This is a genomic window from Salmonella sp. SAL04196 (genome assembly GCF_046550835.1).
Taxonomy (GTDB): Bacteria; Pseudomonadota; Gammaproteobacteria; order Enterobacterales; family Enterobacteriaceae; genus Salmonella; species Salmonella enterica.
The window spans coordinates 26956-48732 of the sequence record NZ_JBGDXE010000009.1; the positions used below are offsets into that span (position 1 = coordinate 26956).

20 protein-coding genes are annotated in these 21777 nt (G+C 53.9%); 16 read left to right on the plus strand and 4 right to left on the minus strand.

Features of this window, described 5'->3' with window-relative positions:
* Positions 1–13 precede the first annotated feature (13 nt).
* Both yhdP and tldD read left to right on the plus strand, forming a co-directional pair.
* Positions 14–3814 (plus strand): AsmA2 domain-containing protein YhdP, encoded by a 3801-nt coding sequence (gene yhdP / locus ACLJPE_RS21070; RefSeq protein ID WP_001253503.1) that lies wholly within the window; start codon positions 14–16, stop codon positions 3812–3814.
* Between the two features lie 144 nt (positions 3815–3958).
* A complete protein-coding gene (gene tldD / locus ACLJPE_RS21075; RefSeq protein WP_000055936.1) occupies positions 3959–5404 on the plus strand; it encodes a metalloprotease TldD in 1446 nt (481 codons plus the stop codon).
* A gap of 121 nt (positions 5405–5525) precedes the next feature.
* On the opposite strand, the gene aaeR is transcribed toward tldD, so the two are convergent.
* The gene (aaeR, locus tag ACLJPE_RS21080) at positions 5526–6455 is read right to left on the minus strand and encodes an HTH-type transcriptional activator AaeR (RefSeq protein WP_000440300.1); all 930 of its coding nucleotides are present in this window, start codon (positions 6453–6455) and stop codon (positions 5526–5528) included.
* Positions 6456–6636: 181 nt separating this feature from the next.
* Between aaeR and aaeX the strand changes: the two genes are divergently transcribed.
* From aaeX to ACLJPE_RS21100, 4 genes are all read left to right on the plus strand, one after another.
* Complete coding sequence (aaeX, locus tag ACLJPE_RS21085; RefSeq protein ID WP_000051840.1) at positions 6637–6840, plus strand: p-hydroxybenzoic acid efflux pump operon protein AaeX; 204 nt, start codon at positions 6637–6639, stop codon at positions 6838–6840.
* Between the two features lie 7 nt (positions 6841–6847).
* Entirely contained in the window at positions 6848–7780 is a 933-nt protein-coding gene (gene aaeA, locus ACLJPE_RS21090; protein WP_024155350.1) for a p-hydroxybenzoic acid efflux pump subunit AaeA, read from the plus strand.
* Between the two features lie 5 nt (positions 7781–7785).
* Positions 7786–9753, plus strand: a complete 1968-nt coding sequence (aaeB, locus tag ACLJPE_RS21095) for a p-hydroxybenzoic acid efflux pump subunit AaeB (protein ID WP_000510913.1) — start codon at positions 7786–7788, stop codon at positions 9751–9753.
* A gap of 171 nt (positions 9754–9924) precedes the next feature.
* Complete coding sequence (locus ACLJPE_RS21100) at positions 9925–10197, plus strand: hypothetical protein (protein WP_001103887.1); 273 nt, start codon at positions 9925–9927, stop codon at positions 10195–10197.
* A gap of 59 nt (positions 10198–10256) precedes the next feature.
* On the opposite strand, the gene yhcN-B is transcribed toward ACLJPE_RS21100, so the two are convergent.
* The 3 genes from yhcN-B to argR form a co-directional block, all read right to left on the minus strand.
* Entirely contained in the window at positions 10257–10523 is a 267-nt protein-coding gene (gene yhcN-B / locus ACLJPE_RS21105) for a DUF1471 family stress response protein YhcN-B (RefSeq protein ID WP_000853277.1), read from the minus strand.
* Positions 10524–10626: 103 nt separating this feature from the next.
* Positions 10627–10890, minus strand: coding sequence for a peroxide/acid stress response protein YhcN (gene yhcN, locus ACLJPE_RS21110; RefSeq protein ID WP_001022820.1), 264 nt, complete (start codon positions 10888–10890; stop codon positions 10627–10629).
* A 364-nt stretch (positions 10891–11254) separates the two neighbouring features.
* Positions 11255–11725, minus strand: a complete 471-nt coding sequence (gene argR / locus ACLJPE_RS21115; RefSeq protein ID WP_001257852.1) for a transcriptional regulator ArgR — start codon at positions 11723–11725, stop codon at positions 11255–11257.
* 414 nt (positions 11726–12139) lie between these two features.
* On the opposite strand from argR, the gene mdh reads away from it, so the two are divergent.
* From mdh to ACLJPE_RS21165, 10 genes are all read left to right on the plus strand, one after another.
* A complete protein-coding gene (gene mdh, locus ACLJPE_RS21120; protein WP_000861586.1) occupies positions 12140–13078 on the plus strand; it encodes a malate dehydrogenase in 939 nt (312 codons plus the stop codon).
* 119 nt (positions 13079–13197) lie between these two features.
* Complete coding sequence (locus tag ACLJPE_RS21125) at positions 13198–13827, plus strand: GntR family transcriptional regulator (RefSeq protein ID WP_000723776.1); 630 nt, start codon at positions 13198–13200, stop codon at positions 13825–13827.
* Positions 13814–14479: a GntR family transcriptional regulator gene (locus ACLJPE_RS21130; protein WP_001171581.1), complete on the plus strand. Its 666-nt coding sequence runs from the start codon at positions 13814–13816 to the stop codon at positions 14477–14479. The genes ACLJPE_RS21125 and ACLJPE_RS21130 overlap by 14 nt, the downstream gene beginning before the upstream one ends.
* Before the next feature lie 210 nt (positions 14480–14689).
* Positions 14690–15958, plus strand: a complete 1269-nt coding sequence (locus tag ACLJPE_RS21135; protein WP_000433390.1) for an SLC13 family permease — start codon at positions 14690–14692, stop codon at positions 15956–15958.
* Positions 15959–15990: 32 nt separating this feature from the next.
* Positions 15991–16890, plus strand: a complete 900-nt coding sequence (ttdA, locus tag ACLJPE_RS21140; RefSeq protein ID WP_000045349.1) for a L(+)-tartrate dehydratase subunit alpha — start codon at positions 15991–15993, stop codon at positions 16888–16890.
* Positions 16890–17507 (plus strand): L(+)-tartrate dehydratase subunit beta, encoded by a 618-nt coding sequence (ttdB, locus tag ACLJPE_RS21145; RefSeq protein WP_000162405.1) that lies wholly within the window; start codon positions 16890–16892, stop codon positions 17505–17507. The genes ttdA and ttdB overlap by 1 nt, the downstream gene beginning before the upstream one ends.
* Positions 17508–17663: 156 nt before the next feature.
* Positions 17664–17906 carry an oxaloacetate decarboxylase subunit gamma gene (locus ACLJPE_RS21150; protein ID WP_000128598.1) on the plus strand — a complete coding sequence of 81 codons (243 nt, stop codon included), beginning with the start codon at positions 17664–17666 and terminating at the stop codon, positions 17904–17906.
* 15 nt (positions 17907–17921) lie between these two features.
* A complete protein-coding gene (gene oadA, locus ACLJPE_RS21155) occupies positions 17922–19691 on the plus strand; it encodes a sodium-extruding oxaloacetate decarboxylase subunit alpha (RefSeq protein WP_052905118.1) in 1770 nt (589 codons plus the stop codon).
* 12 nt (positions 19692–19703) lie between these two features.
* Positions 19704–21005, plus strand: a complete 1302-nt coding sequence (locus tag ACLJPE_RS21160) for an oxalacetate decarboxylase subunit beta (protein ID WP_000444868.1) — start codon at positions 19704–19706, stop codon at positions 21003–21005.
* Between the two features lie 19 nt (positions 21006–21024).
* On the plus strand, positions 21025–21756 hold the full coding sequence (locus ACLJPE_RS21165; RefSeq protein WP_000602024.1) for a triphosphoribosyl-dephospho-CoA synthase: 732 nt from the start codon (positions 21025–21027) through the stop codon (positions 21754–21756).
* The last annotated feature ends 21 nt before the right edge of the window (positions 21757–21777 follow it).

The following is a 21777-nucleotide window of genomic DNA, read 5'->3' on the forward strand; positions in this document are numbered from 1 at the left end:
CAAGGAGAGACGCGTGAGGCGATTGCCGGGGATTTTATTGCTCACTGGAGCCGCGCTCATCGTCATTGCAGCGCTGCTGGTTAGCGGGTTGCGCCTGGCGTTGCCTCATCTTGACGCCTGGCGTCCAGCTATCCTGAATAAAATTGAGTCTGTGACCGGCGTGCCGGTGGCCGCTAGCCAACTCTCCGCAAGCTGGCAAAATTTTGGCCCTACGCTGGAAGCGCATAATATTCATGCCGCCCTGAAAGATGGCGGCGAACTGTCGATAAAACGCGTTACGTTGGCGCTGGACGTCTGGCAAAGCCTGTTGCATATGCGCTGGCAGTTTCGCGACCTGACCTTCTGGCAACTCAATTTCCGCACCAACACGCCTCTTCAAAGCAGCGACGGCGAAGGCATCGAAACCAGCCGTTTAAGCGATCTTTTCCTGCGTCAGTTCGATCATTTCGATCTGCGCGATAGCCAAATCAGTTTTCTGACGCTTTCCGGACAACGCGCGGAGCTGGCGATCCCACAGCTTACCTGGCTAAACGGCAAAGAGCGGCACCGCGCCGAAGGCGAGGTCAGTCTCTCCAGCCTGACCGGGCAGCACGGCGTGATGCAGGTGCGGATGGATTTACGCGATGACGACGGTTTGCTGAATAACGGCAGAGTCTGGTTACAGGCCGACGATATTGACGTCAAGCCGTGGCTGGGCAAATGGATGCAGGATAATGTGGCGCTCCAGACGGCGCGTTTCAGTCTGGAAGGCTGGATGACGCTCAGCAAAGGCGAAATCGCCGGAGGAGACGTCTGGCTGAAACAGGGCGGCGCAAGCTGGCTGGGTGATAACACGACGCACACGCTGTCTGTCGATAACCTGACGGCGCAGATTAGCCGCGAGCAGCCGGGCTGGCAGTTTTATATTCCGGACACACGGATTACGCTTGATGGTAAACCCTGGCCGAGCGGAGCCTTAACCGTGGCCTGGCTCCCGCAGCAGGATGTCGGCGGCGAGAATCACACACGTAGCGATGAACTACGCATTCGCGCCAGTAATCTTGAACTGGCGGGGCTGGAAGCATTACGGCCGCTGGCGGCTAAACTGTCGCCTGTGCTGGGCGAAATATGGCAGGCTACGCAGCCGAGCGGAAAGATCGCCACACTGGCGTTGGATATTCCGCTACAGGCGACCGAAAAAACGCGTTTTCAGGCATCGTGGGAAAATCTTGCCTGGAAACAGTGGAAGCTGTTGCCCGGCGCGGAACATTTTTCCGGTACGCTGGCGGGAAGCGTAGAAGACGGGCAGATGAAGGTTGCGATGCAGCAGGCTAAAATGCCCTATGAAACCGTTTTTCGCGCGCCGCTGGAAATTGAAAACGGCGTCGCGACGCTTAGTTGGTTGAAGAATGAGAACGGCTTTCAGCTTGATGGCCGCGACATTGACGTCAAAGCAAAGGCGGTACATGCGCGCGGCGGGTTCCGCTATCTGCAACCGACGGGCGACGAACCGTGGCTGGGTATTCTGGCCGGAATCAGTACCGACGATGGATCTCAGGCGTGGCGCTATTTTCCGGAAAACCTGATGGGCAAAGCGCTGGTCGATTACCTTAGCGGCGCGATTCAGGGCGGCGAGGCGGATAACGCCACGTTGGTTTACGGTGGTAACCCGCACCTCTTTCCCTATAAGCATAACGAAGGTCAGTTTGAAGTGCTGGTGCCGCTACGCAATGCGACGTTTGCTTTTCAACCCGACTGGCCGGCGCTAAAAAATCTCAACATTGAACTGGATTTCCTGAACGACGGCCTGTGGATGCGTTCGGATAGCGTCGATTTGGGCGGGGTGAAGGCCAGCAAACTCGCGGCGGCGATTCCGGATTATTCCAAAGAGAAACTGCTCATTGATGCCGATATTAACGGGCCGGGAAAAGCCGTTGGGCCTTATTTCGACGAGACGCCACTAAAAGACTCGCTTGGCTCGACGCTGGCGGAGCTCCAATTAGATGGCGATGTGAATGCTCGCTTACATCTTGATATTCCGCTGGATGGCGAACAGGTTACCGCTGAGGGCGATGTCTCGTTGCGTAATAACAGTCTGTTTATTAAGCCGCTAAACAGCACGCTCAAAAATCTGAACGGTAAATTCAGCTTTGTGAATGGCGCGCTAAAAAGCGGGCCGCTGACGGCAAACTGGTTTAATCAGCCGCTTAACCTGGATTTCAGTACGACGGAAGGGGCAAAAGCCTATCAGGTCGCCGTCAACCTGAACGGTAACTGGCAGCCAACGCGTATGGGCGTCTTACCGCCGCAACTGAATGACGCCCTGAGCGGCAGCGTGACGTGGAATGGTAAAGTCGGCATCGATCTTCCGTATCACGCTGACACCACTTATCACATCGAGCTGAACGGCGATCTGAGAAATGTGAGCAGTCACTTACCTTCTCCGCTAAATAAACCCGCAGGCGAAGCCATTCCGGTGAACATTCAGGCTGACGGCAACCTGAAAAGTTTTGCGCTAACGGGGAGCGCAGGGAGTAAAAATCACTTTAACAGCCGCTGGTTATTAAATCAGAAGCTGACGTTGGATCGGGCTATCTGGACGACGGACAGCCGGACGATTCCGCCATTACCTGCTCAACAAGGCGTTGAGCTCAATCTGCCGGCGCTGGATGGCGCGCAGTGGCTGGCGTTATTCCAGAAAGGCGCGGCGGATAACGTGAGCAGTTCGGCCGAGTTTCCTCAACGCGTCACGTTGCGTACTCCCGCGCTATCGCTGGGCGGCCAGCAGTGGAACAATTTGAGCGTCGTTTCAGCCCCCTCGCTGAACGGAACAAAAATTGAAGCGCAGGGCCGTGAGGTGAACGCCACGCTGCTCATGCGCAACCATGCGCCGTGGCTGGCGAACATTAAGTACCTTTACTACAACCCTGGCGTCGCAAAAACGCACGCCTCGTCACCCACGCCGACATCGCCGTTGGCTTCGGCGAACACGATTAGCTTCCGCGGCTGGCCGGACTTACAGCTTCGCTGCGAAGAGTGCTGGCTGTGGGGGCAAAAATATGGGCGTATTGATGGCGATTTCGCCATCAAAGGCAATACGCTGACTCTGGCGAATGGCCTGATCGATACCGGATTCGCCCGTTTGAAAGCGAACGGCGAGTGGGTGAATGCGCCGGGTAATGAACGAACCTCGCTGAAAGGTAGTCTGCATGGTAGTAACCTCGACACGGCAGCCGGGTTCTTCGGTATCTCGACGCCAATCCAGAACGCGTCTTTTAACGTAGATTACGATCTGCACTGGCGAAACCCGCCCTGGCAACCTGAGGAAGCCACGCTCAACGGGATTTTACGTACGCGTCTGGGCAAAGGCGAGTTTACTGATCTCAGTAGCGGTCATGCCGGACAGCTACTGCGGCTGCTCAGTTTTGATGCGTTGCTGCGTAAGCTGCGGTTTGACTTCAGAGATACCTTTAGCGAGGGCTTCTATTTCGACTCTATTCATAGTACCGCGTGGATTAAAGATGGCGTCCTGCATACTGACGATACGCTGGTGGATGGGCTGGAAGCGGATATTGCAATGAAAGGTTCTGTTGATCTGGTGCGTCGTCGTCTTGATATGGAGGCCGTTGTCGCGCCGGAAATTTCCGCCACCGTGGGCGTCGCTGCCGCGTTTGCCGTTAACCCGATTGTCGGCGCGGCGGTATTTGCCGCCAGTAAAGTGTTGGGGCCGCTATGGAGCAAGGTCTCCATTTTGCGTTATCGCATTACCGGTCCGGTCGATGCGCCGCAGATCAACGAAGTTCTGCGCCAACCGAGAAAAGAAAGCCAGCAATGATTTGACGGGGGCGAGGAATTGCCCCACTCTCAGTAAATAGTCATGCCGGACGGCGCTGCGTTTATCCGGTTTGTACAATCTAACAACGTAGTCCGGATAAGGCGTGAACCGCCATCCGGCAGAAATCAACGAGTAGCAAAAACGATGAGTCTGAACCTGGTAAGTGAACAATTGCTAGCGGCGAATGGCCTGAACCATCAGGATCTGTTCGCTATTTTGGGCCAACTGGCCGAACGCCGTCTTGATTATGGCGACCTCTATTTTCAGTCGAGCTATCACGAATCCTGGGTTTTAGAAGACCGCATCATTAAAGATGGTTCATATAATATCGACCAGGGCGTTGGCGTTCGCGCCATTAGCGGCGAAAAAACCGGTTTTGCTTATGCTGACCAGATAAGCCTCCTGGCGCTGGAGCAGAGTGCGCAGGCAGCGCGAACCATTGTACGCGAGAACGGCGAAGGCAAGGTAAAAACGCTCGCCGCCGTAGCGCATCAGCCGCTCTACACCACCCTTGATCCGCTGCAAAGTATGAGCCGCGAAGAGAAGCTGGATATCCTCAGACGCGTTGATAAAGCGGCGCGAGAAGCCGATAAACGCGTGCAGGAAGTTAACGCCAGCCTGACCGGCGTATATGAATTAATCCTCGTGGCGGCGACCGACGGGACGCTGGCGGCGGATGTCCGTCCACTGGTGCGGTTGTCCGTTAGCGTGCAGGTGGAAGAAGACGGTAAACGCGAGCGCGGCGCCAGCGGCGGCGGCGGTCGCTTTGGTTATGAGTATTTTCTTGCCGATCTCGACGGCGAGGTTCGCGCCGACGCGTGGGCGAAAGAAGCGGTACGCATGGCGCTGGTTAATCTCTCCGCGGTCGCTGCGCCAGCGGGGACGTTACCGGTGGTTCTGGGCGCCGGGTGGCCGGGCGTATTGCTGCACGAAGCGGTCGGGCACGGGCTGGAAGGTGATTTCAACCGTCGTGGGACGTCTGTGTTTAGCGGTCAGATCGGCGAGCAGGTTGCCTCCGCGCTTTGCACCGTAGTGGATGACGGCACAATGATGAACCGTCGTGGCTCCGTTGCTATCGATGATGAAGGTACGCCAGGCCAGTACAACGTATTGATTGAAAATGGCGTGCTGAAAGGATACATGCAGGACAAGCTGAACGCGCGCCTGATGGGCGCTGCGCCGACCGGTAACGGGCGTCGCGAATCTTACGCGCATCTGCCAATGCCGCGTATGACGAATACCTATATGTTGGCGGGGCAGTCAACGCCGCAGGAAATTATCGAATCCGTTGAATACGGCATCTATGCGCCTAACTTTGGCGGTGGTCAGGTGGATATCACCTCCGGCAAGTTTGTGTTCTCTACCTCGGAAGCGTATCTGATTGAAAACGGCAAAGTCACGACGCCGGTGAAGGGCGCGACGTTGATTGGATCAGGCATTGAAACGATGCAACAGATCTCCATGGTCGGCAACGACCTTAAGCTGGATAACGGGGTGGGGGTTTGCGGTAAAGAGGGTCAAAGTCTGCCGGTAGGCGTAGGCCAGCCGACGCTGAAAGTCGATAACCTGACGGTTGGCGGCACCGCATAACTGTCCGCCTTATCAGGCCTGCGGTGTGTGCCGCCCAGGCCTGATAAGCGCAGCGCCATCAGGCAATGTCTGCGTCGGGTGGCATCTGGCTACAATCGTCTTCAGCAATTACCCGGTGTTTTTATTTTTCTTTCCCTCGCCCGTGCATCCCCTGAAACAGGTGTGCGACATCGACAAAATAGTCAGTTAACGCGTTAATCACTACCTGCACTTTAAGCGGCAGCTTATCTTTTTCGGTGTACAGCGCGTACACCGGACGGGGATCGGACTGATAGCGAGGCAGCAGGATCTCCAGATCGCCACGATTGATCTCATCGATCACCCACATCAGCGGCACATAGGCGATTCCGGTTCCGGCGGTCAGCCAGCGTACCAGCGTCATCGGATCGTTAGTGACGAACCGCCCCTGTGGAATCAATCGGGTAGAAATTCCTTCCGGCGCGATAAGTTCAAACTCATTATCCGGGCGCACGCTATATTCCAGCCAGGAATGGCTACTGAGATCGGCGGGTTTTTCCGGGACGCCGTACTGAGCGAGGTAGGGCTTGGCGGCGCACACAACCATCGGCATCGCGCCGAGTCGACGGGAAAACAGGCTGGAGTCTTGCAGCGCGCCCACGCGGATCACCACGTCCAGCCCGTCGGCAATTAAATCCGGAGCCGGAATTCCTGTCACCAGATTGACCGCCAGACCGGGATACTCTTTTAATAATTTTGCGGTAAGCCCGGCCAGCACATTTTGCGCCATGGTTGAAGAACAGCCGATACGCAATGTACCGATAGGCGTGTTATTAAAAGCGTAAAGCTGCTCATGAACATCCTGCACTTCATGCAGCATACGACGACAGCCCTGATAATAGATTTTTCCAGCTTCGGTGAGCCCAATGCTGCGTGTGCTGCGGTTGAGCAATTTAACCTGAAGCTCATCTTCCAGTTTCGCCACAGTCTGGCTGATGGACGATACGCTCATTTGCAGCTGTCTGGCTGCGGCGGTAAAAGAGCCAAACTCGACAACTTTGGCGAATACCGACATTCGTTTTAATCGTTCCATTATTCACTCTGGCTTAAAAGTGATTTAGATCACATAATATAGATAACAGCATAACAATTACGTTAATATACTATTATTCGAATAAGAGCTATGTCGCTCTCGCCTGGCGTCTCTTGCCCTTCTCTGCGGCGATGTAGCTTAACAATCTATCGCCTGCTCTCTCTCAGAAATCAAGGTCAACATGAGTCTGTTTCCCGTTATCGTGGTGTTTGGTCTTTCCTTCCCACCGATATTTTTCGAATTGCTTTTGTCACTGGCTATTTTTTGGCTGGTGCGTCGGATGCTTGTGCCGACGGGTATCTATGATTTTGTCTGGCATCCGGCTTTGTTCAATACCGCGCTGTATTGTTGTCTGTTTTATTTAATATCGCGCCTGTTCGTTTGAGGTTGAAGTGAAAACACTAACAAGAAAACTCTCCCGTACGGCCATTACCCTCGTACTGGTTATTCTGGCCTTTATCGCCATTTTCCGCGCCTGGGTGTATTACACCGAATCTCCCTGGACGCGCGACGCGCGTTTTAGCGCCGATGTCGTCGCTATTGCCCCGGATGTCGCGGGCCTGATTACCCATGTAAACGTGCATGATAACCAACTGGTGAAAAAGGATCAGGTCCTGTTTACCATCGATCAGCCACGCTATCAAAAAGCGCTGGCGGAAGCGGAAGCTGATGTAGCCTATTATCAGGTCCTGGCGCAGGAAAAACGCCAGGAAGCCGGTCGCCGTAATCGCCTCGGCGTACAGGCGATGTCCCGGGAAGAGATCGATCAGGCGAACAATGTTTTGCAGACTGTACTGCATCAACTGGCTAAAGCCCAGGCGACGCGCGATCTGGCTAAACTCGATCTGGAACGCACCGTCATTCGCGCGCCTGCCGACGGCTGGGTGACTAACCTCAATGTTTATGCCGGTGAATTTATTACCCGCGGTTCCACAGCCGTCGCCCTGGTGAAAAAGAACTCTTTTTACGTGCAGGCCTATATGGAAGAGACCAAGCTGGAAGGCGTGCGTCCGGGATATCGTGCCGAAATCACGCCGCTTGGCAGCAACCGGGTATTAAAAGGTACCGTCGATAGCGTGGCGGCAGGGGTAACGAATGCCAGCAGTACCAGCGATGCGAAAGGGATGGCGACGATAGACTCTAACCTCGAATGGGTGCGTCTGGCCCAGCGTGTTCCGGTGCGCATCCGGCTTGACGAGCAGCAGGGAAATTTGTGGCCTGCCGGTACGACGGCAACCGTCGTGATCACCGGTAAGCAGGATCGTGACGCAAGCCAGGACTCCTTCTTCCGTAAAATGGCGCACCGGCTGCGCGAATTCGGTTAATTGTCATGGGCATTTTCTCCATTGCCAACCAGCACATTCGTTTTGCGGTAAAGCTGGCGTGCGCCATTGTGCTGGCATTGTTTATCGGCTTCCATTTTCAACTGGAGACGCCGCGTTGGGCGGTGCTGACCGCCGCGATCGTGGCGGCAGGCCCGGCATTTGCCGCCGGCGGGGAACCCTATTCCGGCGCTATCCGTTATCGCGGAATGTTGCGTATTATCGGGACGTTTATTGGCTGTATCGCCGCGCTTATCATTATTATCTCTATGATCCGCGCGCCGCTATTGATGATTCTGGTGTGCTGTGTCTGGGCCGGTTTTTGTACCTGGATCTCCTCTTTAGTACGGATCGAAAACTCTTATGCGTGGGGACTGTCAGGTTATACTGCGCTGATCATTGTGATTACCATTCAGACGGAGCCGCTGCTCACGCCGCAATTTGCGCTTGAGCGCTGTAGCGAAATCGTCATCGGCATTGGCTGCGCTATTTTAGCGGATCTGCTTTTCTCGCCGCGATCGATAAAGCAGGAGGTTGATCGCGAACTGGACAGTTTACTGGTAGCGCAATATCAGCTAATGCAACTTTGTATTAAGCATGGCGACAGCGAAGAAGTCGACAACGCCTGGGGCGATCTGGTGCGACGCACGGCGGCGCTGGAGGGGATGCGAAGTAATCTGAATATGGAATCTTCGCGCTGGGTACGCGCTAACCGCCGCCTGAAAGCGTTGAATACGCTTTCGCTCACGCTGATTACGCAATCCTGTGAAACTTATCTTATTCAAAACACGCGGCCGGAACTGATTACCGATACATTCCGGGAACTGTTCGAGACGCCGGTTGAAACGGTACAGGACGTCCACAGGCAGTTAAAACGGATGCGGCGTGTCATTGTCTGGACCGGCGAGCGCGAAACGCCCGTCACGCTTTATAGCTGGGTAGGCGCTGCGACGCGCTATCTGCTGCTTAAACGCGGCGTGATCAGCAACACCAAAATCAGCGCGACGGAAGAAGAGATCCTGCAAGGCGAACCCGTAGTTAAAGTGGAATCCGCTGAACGCCACCATGCGATGGTGAACTTCTGGCGCACCACGCTTTCCTGCATACTGGGGACATTATTCTGGCTATGGACCGGCTGGACATCGGGTAATGGCGCGATGGTGATGATTGCCGTGGTGACCTCGCTGGCGATGCGTTTACCCAATCCGCGCATGGTCTGCATTGATTTTATTTATGGCACTCTGGCGGCGTTGCCGCTGGGATTGCTCTATTTCCTGGTGATTATTCCCAATACGCAGCAAAGTATGCTGTTGTTATGTTTGAGCCTGGCGGTATTGGGGTTCTTTATCGGCATTGAGGTCCAGAAACGACGTCTGGGGTCGATGGGGGCGCTGGCCAGTACGATTAACATTATTGTGTTGGATAATCCGATGACGTTCCATTTCAGCCAGTTCCTCGACAGCGCGTTGGGGCAAATTGTCGGCTGTATGCTGGCGTTTATCGTCATCCTGCTGGTGCGTGATAAATCCAAAGATCGAACCGGTCGCGTGCTGCTTAATCAGTTTGTTTCCGCTGCGGTCTCGGCAATGACGACCAACGTGGTTCGTCGTAAAGAAAACCGTCTGCCTGCGTTATATCAGCAACTCTTTTTGCTGATGAATAAATTCCCTGGCGATTTGCCGAAGTTTCGCCTGGCGCTAACGATGATCATTGCTCATCAACGTCTGCGCGACGCGCCGATACCGGTTAATGAAGACCTGTCAGTGTTCCACCGCCAGCTTCGTCGTACCGCAGACCATGTTATTTCCGCCGGAAGCGATGATAAACGGCGACGCTACTTTGGTCAGTTGCTGGATGAGCTGGATATCTATCAGGAGAAATTACGTATCTGGGAGGCGCCGCCGCAGGTGACGGAACCGGTTAAACGCCTGACGGGCATGTTACATAAATACCAGAACGCGCTTACCGATAGCTAACCCACAAGAACCGATGCCAAAAGCGTCGGTTTTTTTATGACTATACTTATTTGAGATACAAAAACAGCGCAAGAGTGCTCCGGGGCTAAAAGCGTTTCTGGAAGTGAAACCTCTGCATAATGATGCTTAGTAGTAAAACAGACAATTGTCTGTCGGGGATGGTGGCTGGCTATGAATGTCTATACTTTTGATTTTAATGATATTAAAAACCAAAGCGATTTTTATCGCGAGTTTACGCAGACGTTTGGTCTTGCCAGTGAGAAAGTAAGCGATCTTGATACATTATGGGATGCGGTAATGAGCGATATCTTACCTCTACCGCTAGAGATTGAGTTCGTTCACCTGCCTGATAAACTGCGCAGGCGCTACGGGGCGCTGATTTTACTCTTTGATGAAGCGGAAGAAGAGCTGGAGGGGCGGCTACGGTTTAATGTCCGGCATTGAAAAAGCATAAAAAAGCCCCCGGCAGGCGGGGGCAAGTCGTCGGGTTAGACGACGAGGGTTTACTTATACAACTCGGCGGTGGCGTGCCAGTTATCACCTTCTTTTAATTCGATGATGCGATAGCTATTAGCGCCTGCTTTTTCGGCTTTAGCGACGATCTCCTGGCGCATATCCATTGGCGTACTGCCAATCTGCGAGACGGAAATGGTGCCCATCGGTTGCAGATTCTGCGCCTGTTCCGCGTTGACCTGGTGTACTGCGGCATTTGCGCCGAAAGAGAGCAGAGTGGCCAGGCCGAGTGATGCGATAATGTATTTCGTTTTCATGGTCTTTTATTCCTTTATAGGGTCAACCTCGCGGATTAATGGGCTTTTCTTATGCGATATCTCCGCGAAGTAACGACACGTTATATGCGATGGCAGGTGAATTTTATTTGTACAGTTCGGCAGTGGCGTGCCAGTTGCTGCCGCTACGCGCTTCGGTAATGTGGTAGGCCGTAGCGCCTTGTTCATCCGCTTTTTTGCTCAGCATGGCGTTCATATCCATAGGCGATGAGCCGATAGCGCTGACTGAAACCGATCCGATTGCTTCACGATTTTGCGCTTGCTCTGCGCTGATAGGTTCTGCGGCGAAAGCGCCAAAAGAGAGAACGGACAGAACACTTAATGTTGCAACAGTGGTTTTGATATTCATGATTTTTACCTCGTCGAATTCCTTTACTGGGGTCTTTGTTTCGTGACCCTCATCACAAAATTAAGTATACACTAATCACGCGATTAATTAATACCACGCTAATTGTTTCTGCTTTTTAAAGACATTAAAAATTTTATTTTTTATAACGTTATGGAATTAAAATTGCTGTTTTTCGCCGCTGTCTTTTAAAAAATAAAAGAAAATCAATTGGTTAAGAAATTTGGCATTTTGTGCGTTTTTTTGATTTGTCATTCACGTGGTGAATGTTTAAGGGCATGATTTGCCAAATGATAGCCGTACAGGAAAGCGGCGAGGGGAGAGGACAAAAAGGTGCCTCCGCCGTACGACGACGGAGGAAGTGGGACTAGAGCTCTTGTTCAAAAAGTTCCAGAATGGCTTCGTACAGATCTCTTACGGAAAATCCGCTGGCAGGCGTAGTGAAGATAGTATCGTCGCCGGCAATCGTGCCGAGAATACCTTCTGCTTTCCCCAGTGAATCCAGCAGGCGCGCAATGAGTTGTGCCGCGCCGGGGCTGGTATGAATCACCACGACAGCGTCGTTATAGTCGATATCCAGCACCAGATTTTTCAACGGACTGGATGTTGTTGGGACGCCCAGTTCAGCCGGAAGACAGTACACCATTTCCATTTTTGCGTTACGTGTACGCACTGCGCCGAACTTAGTCAACATGCGCGAGACCTTGGACTGATTGATATTTTCAAAGCCCTGATCCTGCAACGCGAGGACGATTTCGCCCTGTGAGCTGAATTTTTCTTCTTTGAGGAGCGCTTTAAACGCTCTTACTAGTTCTTCTTGTTTAGCCGAGCTTCGCATAAGTCACCCGTAATATGGCGGTAGAAACAACATTATTGTGCATACAGATGAATTTTTATGCAAACAGTCTGCCTTGTTTAAGGCTGAAATAATGTTATGAAAGAGCGGAATTTTATCAAATTTCGTTATCAAGAAACATGCCTGTGTCACGCCTCGCAAATAAGATTAAAAGTAAATTAATTGTTATCAAAATGATGTTGTTTTGAGAGGATAGTAGGGTATATTGTCACCACCTGTAGGAACGTTGCTCTCTGGTTGCAGTCGATCCGGATTACGCAAATTAAATGCATAAAAGCCAAAATTGCGCGACTCCGCATTCTTGATGAGTGAGGATTGTAATCATTGAATTTGTGAATTAAGGTCGCCGCCGCGGAGCAATAGACACTTAGCTAATCATATAATAAGGAGTTTAGGATGAAAGTCGCAGTCCTCGGCGCTGCTGGTGGTATCGGTCAGGCGCTGGCATTACTTTTAAAAAACCAACTGCCTTCAGGTTCAGAACTCTCCCTGTACGACATCGCTCCAGTGACTCCCGGTGTGGCCGTTGATTTGAGCCATATCCCCACCGCTGTAAAAATCAAAGGTTTCTCCGGTGAAGACGCAACCCCGGCGCTTGAAGGCGCTGACGTAGTACTGATTTCTGCGGGTGTGGCGCGTAAGCCGGGTATGGACCGTTCCGACCTGTTTAACGTTAACGCCGGCATCGTGAAAAACCTGGTGCAGCAGATCGCTAAAACCTGCCCGAAAGCGTGCGTGGGCATTATCACCAACCCGGTGAACACCACCGTTGCGATTGCGGCGGAAGTGCTGAAAAAAGCAGGCGTATACGACAAAAACAAACTGTTTGGCGTCACCACGCTGGATATCATCCGCTCTAATACCTTTGTTGCAGAGCTGAAAGGTAAGCTGCCAACGGAAGTTGAAGTCCCGGTGATTGGCGGGCACTCCGGCGTGACGATTCTGCCGCTGCTGTCGCAGATTCCAGGCGTAAGTTTTACCGAACAAGAAGCGGCCGAGCTGACTAAACGTATTCAGAACGCCGGTACTGAAGTCGTCGAGGCGAAAGCCGGCGGCGGATCGGCAACCCTCTCTATGGGTCAGGCTGCCGCACGTTTCGGTCTTTCTCTGGTTCGCGCTCTGCAGGGCGAAAAAGGCGTGGTGGAATGCGCCTATGTGGAAGGCGACGGTCAGTATGCCCGTTTCTTCTCTCAGCCGCTGCTGCTGGGTAAAAACGGTGTAGAAGAGCGTAAATCCATCGGCACACTGAGCGCTTTTGAGCAACATTCGCTGGACGCTATGCTGGATACGCTGAAAAAAGATATTCAGTTGGGTGAAGATTTTATTAATAAATAAGCTGTTCCTGCCCGATGCCGGGGCTTTTGCTCCGGCTTCTTTGACTGTAAACAAGCCACGAAATCAAGTACTAAATCTGCTAAACTCCTCACGTCTTATCGGTTATTAACGAGAACGTCGTGAAAAAGATCCAAAGAACGCAAACCCGCGATCACATTACGCAAATGCTTCGCTATGAAATTCTTTCCGGCAATATAAAAGCGGGAGAAGAACTCGCGCAGGAAAGTATTGCGGAGCAGCTTGGTCTTTCACGAATGCCGGTTCGAGAAGCGCTACAGTCACTCGAACAGGAAGGTTTTTTAATCCGACTGCCCAACAGGCACATGCAGGTCGCGCATCTTGAGGCCGATCGCGTGAGTCATATTTTTCGCGTAATTGCCGCGATGGCCGCCGAAATGTTTTCGCTGATACCCAGCGAAGTAGGCGATGCCCTTCTGATACGTGCGCAAGCGCTGGCTGTCGCAGAAGACAAATCCTGCGAACTGGAGTGTCATGCGATGCTGATTTCTTATGTGAATAACCGCTATCTGGAAAAGGTGTATCAGCAGTTCCTGGACGGCTATGTTTCTTATGTTATTTTGCATCTGAAAAAAGATAATCAGGAGTCGGCGCAGCTTTTCGCTGAACTGGCTGACGTCATACGCCAGGGGCGGCGTGATGAGATTGGGCAAGTTATGCAGCGTTATTTCCTCTCTTTAGCAGAAATAATGCGTCAACATATGAAGGATTGGGAAAGTGCAGAAGCCTAAATTAGGGAAGATTAAGCTTCTTTCAGCGAAAGAACAGGTCGCGGCGGTGCTGCGTAAAGCGATTCTTTCGAGGGAGTTAGTGGAAGGGCAGGAGATTACGTTAGAAGGCATTGCCGGAATGGTCGGCGTGTCCAGTATGCCAGTGCGCGAGGCGTTTCAGATTCTGGCGGCGGATGGGCTGATAAAAGTGCGCCCTAATAAAGGGGCGGTGGTGTTGGGCATCAATGAACAAACGATCCGTGAACACTATGAAATTCGCGCGCTGTTAGAAAGTGAGGCGGTGGCTAAAGCTTCTCGTCCCGGCACCGATATCTCGCGGATAGCCCAGGTGCATTATGCCGCTGAAAAGGCTCTCGCGGAAAATAACTCGGCGGAATACTCCGACCTGAATCAGGCATTTCATATGGAAATCTGGAATGTTGCTGGCAACGAAAAAATGAAAATGTTGCTCTGTAATATGTGGAACGGCCTTTCGATGGGCCATAAGGTCACCGAAGAAGAGTATGCCGTGATTTCCATTCAGGAACATAAAAGTATTCTGCAAGCTCTTGAACTTCATGATGAAACATTGGCACGCCAGCGCATGCGCGAACACATTATTCGCTCGATGGAGAATATGCTGACCCGCTATGTTGGTGACCCTTCTGCCTGATCTTTTCGCCTGCGTGAGCATCGCAGGCGCTTCAACCAATTCTTCAATTCTATTAATCACGTCCAGTAACGATCTAACCACGATCTTGATGTAGATCCCACTCCTGCATCTTTCCTGAGAAACGATTTGACTTAGTTTTTGTATGGGAATAATTTCTCCCTGTCAATATTGGATACAATATCATATATCATTGATTGGATAATTATAAATATGGAACCCATTACCCTTACCCTATGTTTATTGGTGTTCGCTATCGTCATGTTTGTATGGGAAAAAGTGCCGCTGGCCGTCACTTCCATGATTGTCTGCGTGGCCTTAGTTATCACCGGCGTTCTGAATATCAAACAGGCCTTTGCTGGCTTTATCGACACTAACGTCATCCTCTTTGTCGCGATGTTTATCGTGGGCGGTGCGTTGTTCGAGACCGGTATGGCAAACAAAGTGGGCGGCGTCATCACGCGCTTCGCGAAAACAGAAAAACAGCTGATCTTCACCATTATGGTGGTGGTGGGTTTGATGTCTGGCGTCCTCTCTAACACCGGTACCGCTGCGGTTTTGATTCCGGTGGTGATCGGCGTGGCGGCAAAATCGGGCTTCTCGCGTTCTCGTCTACTGATGCCGCTGGTTTTCGCCGCTGCGTTGGGCGGTAACCTGTCGTTAATTGGCGCGCCGGGAAATCTTATCGCGCAGTCTGCGCTACAGAATATTGGCGGCGGCTTTGGCTTTTTTGAATACGCAAAAATCGGTCTCCCGATGCTCATCTGCGGCATTCTCTACTTCCTGACTATTGGCTATCGCTTTCTGCCGAATAATGCGACCGGCGGTGAGGTGGGGAGCGTCGGGGAGCAACGTGACTACAGCCATGTTCCACAGTGGAAACAACGGCTCTCACTCGTGGTGTTGATCGCAACGATCCTCGGCATGATCTTTGAGAAGAAGATCGGTGTCAGCCTGGCCGTGACCGGTTGTATTGGCGCTCTGGTGCTGGTAGTAAGCGGCGTACTCACGGAAAAACAGGCCTATAAAGCCATTGATTCACAGACTATTTTTATCTTTGGCGGCACCCTGGCGCTGGCAAAAGCGCTGGAAATGACCGGGGCAGGCAAGCTGGTTGCGGACTATGTAATCGGCATGCTGGGGCAAAACTCCTCACCGTTCATGTTGCTGATCGCCGTTTTCGCCTTATCCGTTGTGATGACCAACTTTATGTCCAATACCGCAACGACAGCGCTGTTGGTGCCGGTGAGTTTGTCCATTGCCGCAGGTATGGGGGCCGACCCGCGTGCGGTTCTGATGGCGACGGTCATTGGCGGTTCCTGCGCCTACGCAACCCCTATCGGTATGCCTGCCAACATGATGGTGCTCTCTGCGGGTGGCTATAAATTTGTCGACTACGCTAAGGCCGGTATCCCCCTGATTATCGTTTCAACCATTGTCAGCTTGATCCTGCTGCCAATCCTTTTCCCTTTTCATCCGTAATTAACGGAAGCTGTTCTGACTAAGGAGCATTTATGAGCAAAAGTGAACAGATATCCCATATGACCGACGTTATGGCCAAGTTTGTGGGATATACCGGCAAAGTTTTGCCTGATGATGTCACTGCAAAACTGGAAGATTTGCATAAGAAAGAGACCAGTAAACTGGCCGACGTCATCTTTACTACCATGATTGAGAACCAGCGTCTGGCGAAAGAGCTGGATCGACCTTCCTGCCAGGACACCGGTGTCATTCAGTTTCTGGTGGAGTGCGGGACGAACTTTCCGCTGATTGGCGAGCTGGAAGCGTTGTTGCGTGAGGCGGTGATCAAAGCAACTGTAGATTCTCCGCTGCGCCACAACAGCGTAGAAACTTTTGATGAATACAACACCGGTAAAAACGTGGGTAAAGGTACGCCGACGGTCTTCTGGGAGATCGTTCCCAACTCCGATCAGTGCAGCATTTATACCTATATGGCGGGCGGTGGTTGTTCTCTGCCGGGGAAAGCGATGGTGCTGATGCCGGGTGCAGGCTATGAAGGTGTGACCCGCTTTGTACTGGATGTGATGACCAGCTACGGCCTCAACGCTTGTCCGCCGCTGCTGGTTGGCGTGGGCGTAGCGACCTCTGTTGAAACGGCGGCACTGCTATCGAAAAAAGCGCTGATGCGTCCGATCGGTTCGCATAACGAGAATGAGCGTGCAGCCTCGCTGGAAAAAATGCTGGAAGACGGCATTAACAAAATTGGCCTGGGGCCGCAGGGGATGTCCGGTAATACCTCCGTTATGGGCGTGAACATTGAAAACACCGCGCGTCATCCTTCTACCATCGGCGTAGCGGTAAACGTCGGCTGCTGGTCGCACCGTAAAGGGCACATCGTTTTCGATAAAGATTTGAATTACACCATTACGTCTCACAGCGGAGTGAATTTCTGATGACTAAAAAAATCCTGACTACGCCAATTAAAGATGAAGATTTAGCGGATATTAAGGCTGGCGATATTATTTATCTCAACGGTCATATTGTTACCTGCCGTGACGTAGCTCATCGCCGTTTAATTGAAGGTGGTCGCGAACTTCCGGTAGATGTTCGCGGCGGCGCTATTTTACACGCTGGCCCAATTGTCCGCCCAATTAAAGGCGAAGACGATAAGTTTGAAATGGTCTCCGTTGGACCAACCACCAGCATGCGTATGGAGAAATTCGAAAAAGAATTTATTGCGCAGACCGGCGTGAAATTAATTGTGGGTAAAGGCGGTATGGGTAAAGGTACCGAAGAGGGCTGTGCTGAACACAAAGCGCTGCACTGCGTATTCCCTGCCGGTTGTGCGGTTGTAGCCGCCGTGTGCGTGGAAGAAATTGAAGATGCCCAATGGCGCGATCTGGGGATGCCGGAAACGCTGTGGGTCTGCCGGGTTAAAGAGTTTGGCCCGCTGATTGTTTCTATTGATACCCATGGGAATAATCTGTTTGAACAGAACAAAATTATTTTTAATCAGCGTAAAGAGATCGTCGCTGATGAAATATGCCAGAACGTAAGTTTCATCAAATAAACCTGATTACGTAAATTGCACGATAATGGTGGTAATACGTTATGACGATAATAATAACCAAGGGCTCTGGCCGGGGGCGGCTCAGGGAAATCCACCCTTATTATTTCATCGTCATAAATAGCACCATTATCGTGCCTCCTGCCTGAAGGCTATTTTATGACTGATGCAGCTCTGCTATTAGGTGAAGGCTTCACCCTGATGTTCCTCGGCATGGGGTTCGTGCTGGCGTTTCTGTTCCTGCTGATTTTCGCCATCCGCGGCATGTCCGCCGCCGTCAACCGCTTCTTCCCCGAACCGGTCGCCGCACCCGCACCGCGCGCCGTTCCCGTCGTGGACGACTTCACCCGCTTAAAGCCGGTGATTGCCGCCGCCATTCACCATCACCGCCTTAACGCTTAATTTCCGGAGGGATCCATGACTATTGCCATTACCGATGTCGTCCTGCGCGACGCCCACCAGTCTCTGTTCGCCACCCGCCTGCGCCTTGACGATATGCTGCCGATTGCCACTCAGCTTGACGATGTCGGCTACGGCTCCCTCGAATGCTGGGGCGGCGCCACCTTTGACGCCTGCATTCGCTTTCTCGGCGAAGACCCGTGGCTGCGCCTGCACGAACTCAAAAAAGCCATGCCCAAAACCCCGCTGCAGATGCTGCTGCGTGGCCAGAACCTGCTCGGCTACCGCCACTACGCCGATGACGTGGTGGAGCGTTTTGTCGAACGCGCGGTGAAAAACGGCATGGACGTGTTCCGCGTGTTTGATGCCATGAACGACCCGCGCAATATGAAAGCCGCCCTGCAGGCGGTGCGCAGCCACGGCGCACACGCCCAGGGCACGCTCTCTTACACCACCAGCCCGGCGCACACCCTGCAGACCTGGCTGGATTTAACGGAGCAACTGCTGGAAACCGGCGTTGACTCGATTGCCATCAAGGATATGTCCGGCATCCTGACGCCGATGGTCGCCTTTGAGCTGGTCAGTGAAATCAAAAAACGTTTTGAGGTGCGCCTGCACCTGCACTGTCACGCCACCACCGGGATGGCGGAGATGGCGCTGCTGAAGGCCATCGAGGCGGGCGTTGACGGCGTCGACACGGCGATTTCCTCCATGAGCGCCACCTACGGCCACCCGGCCACCGAGGCGCTGGTGGCGACGTTGGCAGGTACTGAGCACGACACCGGGCTGGATATCCTGAAACTGGAAAACATCGCCGCGTACTTCCGCGAGGTGCGCAAGAAATACCACGCCTTTGAAGGCCAGCTGAAGGGCTACGACAGCCGCATTCTGGTGGCGCAGGTGCCGGGCGGAATGCTGACCAACCTCGAAAGCCAGCTGAAGCAGCAGAACGCGGCGGACAAACTCGACCAGGTGCTGGCGGAAATCCCCCGCGTGCGCGAGGACCTCGGTTTTATCCCGCTGGTGACCCCCACCTCGCAGATTGTCGGCACCCAGGCGGTGCTCAACGTCCTGACCGGCGAACGCTACAAAACCATTGCCAAAGAAACGGCGGGCATTCTGAAAGGCGAATACGGCCACACCCCGGTGCCGGTTAACGCCGCGTTACAGGCCCGCGTGCTGGAAGGGGCAGCCCCGGTGACCTGCCGTCCGGCGGACCTGCTGAAGCCGGAACTGGCTGAACTGGAAGCGGACGTCAGGCGCCAGGCGCAGGAGAAGGGCATCCAGCTTGCGGGAAACGCCATCGACGACGTGCTCACCGTGGCGCTGTTCCCGCAACCCGGCCTCAAATTCCTTGAGAACCGCCACAACCCGGCGGCGTTTGAGCCACTGCCGCAGGCGGAAGCCGCGCAGCCGGTGGCAAAAGCAGAGAAGCCTGCCGCCTCCGGTATCTACACCGTGGAAGTGGAAGGCAAAGCCTTTGTGGTGAAGGTCAGCGACGGCGGCGATATCAGCCAGCTCACTGCTGCCACCCCGTCTTCCGCACCGGTTCAGGCAGCCGCCCCGGCGGGCGCAGGCACACCGGTCACCGCGCCGCTGGCGGGCAACATCTGGAAGGTGATTGCCACCGAGGGCCAGACGGTGGCCGAAGGCGACGTGCTGCTGATTCTGGAAGCCATGAAGATGGAGACCGAAATCCGCGCCGCGCAGGCCGGGACGGTACGCGGTATTGCGGTGAAGTCCGGGGACGCGGTTTCCGTCGGCGACACCCTGATGACGCTGGCGTAACGGAGAACTGAAATGGAAAGTCTGAACGCCCTGCTTCAGGGCATGGGGCTGATGCACCTTGGCGCAGGCCAGGCCATCATGCTGCTGGTCAGCCTGCTGCTGCTGTGGCTGGCGATTGCGAAAAAGTTCGAGCCGCTGCTGCTGCTGCCGATTGGCTTCGGCGGCCTGCTCTCCAACATCCCGGAAGCGGGCATGGCGCTGACCGCGCTGGAAAGCCTGCTGGCACATCACGACGCCGGGCAGCTGGCGGTGATTGCCGCGAAGCTGAACTGCGCGCCGGACGTGCACGCGATTAAAGAGGCATTAGCGCTGGCGCTGCCCTCCGTCCAGAGCCAGATGGAGAACCTGGCGGTGGACATGGGCTACACGCCGGGGGTGCTGGCGCTGTTCTATAAAGTGGCGATTGGCTCCGGCGTCGCGCCGCTGGTCATCTTTATGGGCGTCGGGGCGATGACCGACTTTGGCCCGCTGCTGGCCAACCCGCGCACCCTGCTGCTGGGGGCGGCGGCGCAGTTCGGCATCTTCGCCACCGTGCTGGGGGCGCTGACGCTGAACTACTTCGGCCTGATTTCCTTCACCCTGCCGCAGGCGGCGGCGATAGGCATTATCGGCGGCGCGGACGGTCCGACGGCCATTTACCTGTCGGGCAAGCTGGCGCCGGAGCTGCTGGGGGCCATCGCGGTGGCGGCGTACTCATATATGGCGCTGGTGCCGTTAATCCAGCCGCCGATTATGAAAGCGCTGACCACGGAGAAGGAGCGGAAAATCCGCATGGTGCAGCTGCGCACGGTGAGCAAGCGGGAGAAGATTCTGTTCCCGGCGGTGCTGTTGCTGCTGGTGGCGCTGCTGCTGCCGGACGCCGCCCCGCTGCTGGGGATGTTCTGCTTCGGCAACCTGATGCGCGAGAGCGGGGTGGTGGAGCGTCTGAGCGACACGGTGCAGAACGGGCTGATTAATATCGTGACCATTTTCCTCGGATTGTCCGTTGGCGCGAAGCTGGTGGCGGACAAGTTCCTGCAGCCGCAGACGCTGGGCATCCTGGTGCTGGGGGTGATTGCCTTTGGTATCGGGACGGCGGCCGGGGTACTGATGGCGAAGCTGCTGAACCTGTGCAGTAAGAACAAAATCAACCCGCTTATCGGTTCGGCGGGGGTGTCGGCGGTGCCGATGGCGGCCCGCGTATCGAACAAGGTGGGGCTGGAGTCGGACGCACAGAACTTCCTGCTGATGCACGCGATGGGCCCGAACGTGGCGGGTGTTATCGGTTCGGCGATTGCGGCGGGCGTGATGCTCAAGTACGTGCTGGCGATGTAATCCAATCTAATCGGGAGCAGTGATTCTGCTCCCGCAAAATGAGGACACAGTAATGAGTGAAATGGTTGCGTTTCGGCAAGGTACATCCATGCCATCCAGAGAAACCATCTTGCATTATGTTGTTGAGACGGTGAATCAGATAACTGAGCTTGAGCCAGCGCTGCATTTGCTGCCGTGGTCTGGCGTCAACTCAGCAATATATGAGCAACGTTTTGCACAGTGTTACGACGAGGGGCTTTGTGCCGCACAGACGTCGGCACCGAATGTTCCGCAGGGGATTCTGCCATCGACCGATTGGGCTCAGGGTATCGGGTTACTCTGTTTTGCCGCAGGGTATATGAGCGCAGGCGAGCGGCCATTAACACACAATCAGTTATGCGATTTCGTCAAACAGGCGGCTGTTGGTTTATCGCCGATTGAGGAGGAAGCGGCGAGCGGTTTCTCGACGGTACGTAGTATTGCATTACCCGTATTCAGGCGATTACAACGCGATGGTCACGCGTCTCGGATCCTGCTGTTACAAACGTTGCTGCATCTGGTTGCCTGGAAAAGCGCATCGCAGTATGCGCGTCAACAGGCGCAACGACTGCTCTGGATGGGCGGCATTCTGGGGGAAGGAGGCGAGTCTGGCTTATTGGCACTCGATAAGGCGCTGCGTGAAGAGGCCGTCGGGGAGAAAAGTCTCCCCGCTCTGCTGATTTTCACGAGTTTCCTGGCACATTTTCCGGCAGGGCCAGTCTTTATTGACTAGCCGTCGAACGACGCGGGCAAA

Coding starts and splice junctions, on each gene's coding strand:
- tldD (WP_000055936.1), top strand. CDS start 3,959: ATGAGTCTGAACCTGGTAAGTGAACAATTGCTAGCGGCGAATGGCCTG.
- aaeR (WP_000440300.1), bottom strand. CDS start 6,455: ATGGAACGATTAAAACGAATGTCGGTATTCGCCAAAGTTGTCGAGTTT.
- aaeX (WP_000051840.1), top strand. CDS start 6,637: ATGAGTCTGTTTCCCGTTATCGTGGTGTTTGGTCTTTCCTTCCCACCG.
- aaeB (WP_000510913.1), top strand. CDS start 7,786: ATGGGCATTTTCTCCATTGCCAACCAGCACATTCGTTTTGCGGTAAAG.
- ACLJPE_RS21100 (WP_001103887.1), top strand. CDS start 9,925: ATGAATGTCTATACTTTTGATTTTAATGATATTAAAAACCAAAGCGAT.
- yhcN-B (WP_000853277.1), bottom strand. CDS start 10,523: ATGAAAACGAAATACATTATCGCATCACTCGGCCTGGCCACTCTGCTC.
- yhcN (WP_001022820.1), bottom strand. CDS start 10,890: ATGAATATCAAAACCACTGTTGCAACATTAAGTGTTCTGTCCGTTCTC.
- argR (WP_001257852.1), bottom strand. CDS start 11,725: ATGCGAAGCTCGGCTAAACAAGAAGAACTAGTAAGAGCGTTTAAAGCG.
- mdh (WP_000861586.1), top strand. CDS start 12,140: ATGAAAGTCGCAGTCCTCGGCGCTGCTGGTGGTATCGGTCAGGCGCTG.
- ACLJPE_RS21135 (WP_000433390.1), top strand. CDS start 14,690: ATGGAACCCATTACCCTTACCCTATGTTTATTGGTGTTCGCTATCGTC.
- ttdA (WP_000045349.1), top strand. CDS start 15,991: ATGAGCAAAAGTGAACAGATATCCCATATGACCGACGTTATGGCCAAG.
- ttdB (WP_000162405.1), top strand. CDS start 16,890: ATGACTAAAAAAATCCTGACTACGCCAATTAAAGATGAAGATTTAGCG.
- ACLJPE_RS21150 (WP_000128598.1), top strand. CDS start 17,664: ATGACTGATGCAGCTCTGCTATTAGGTGAAGGCTTCACCCTGATGTTC.
- oadA (WP_052905118.1), top strand. CDS start 17,922: ATGACTATTGCCATTACCGATGTCGTCCTGCGCGACGCCCACCAGTCT.
- ACLJPE_RS21160 (WP_000444868.1), top strand. CDS start 19,704: ATGGAAAGTCTGAACGCCCTGCTTCAGGGCATGGGGCTGATGCACCTT.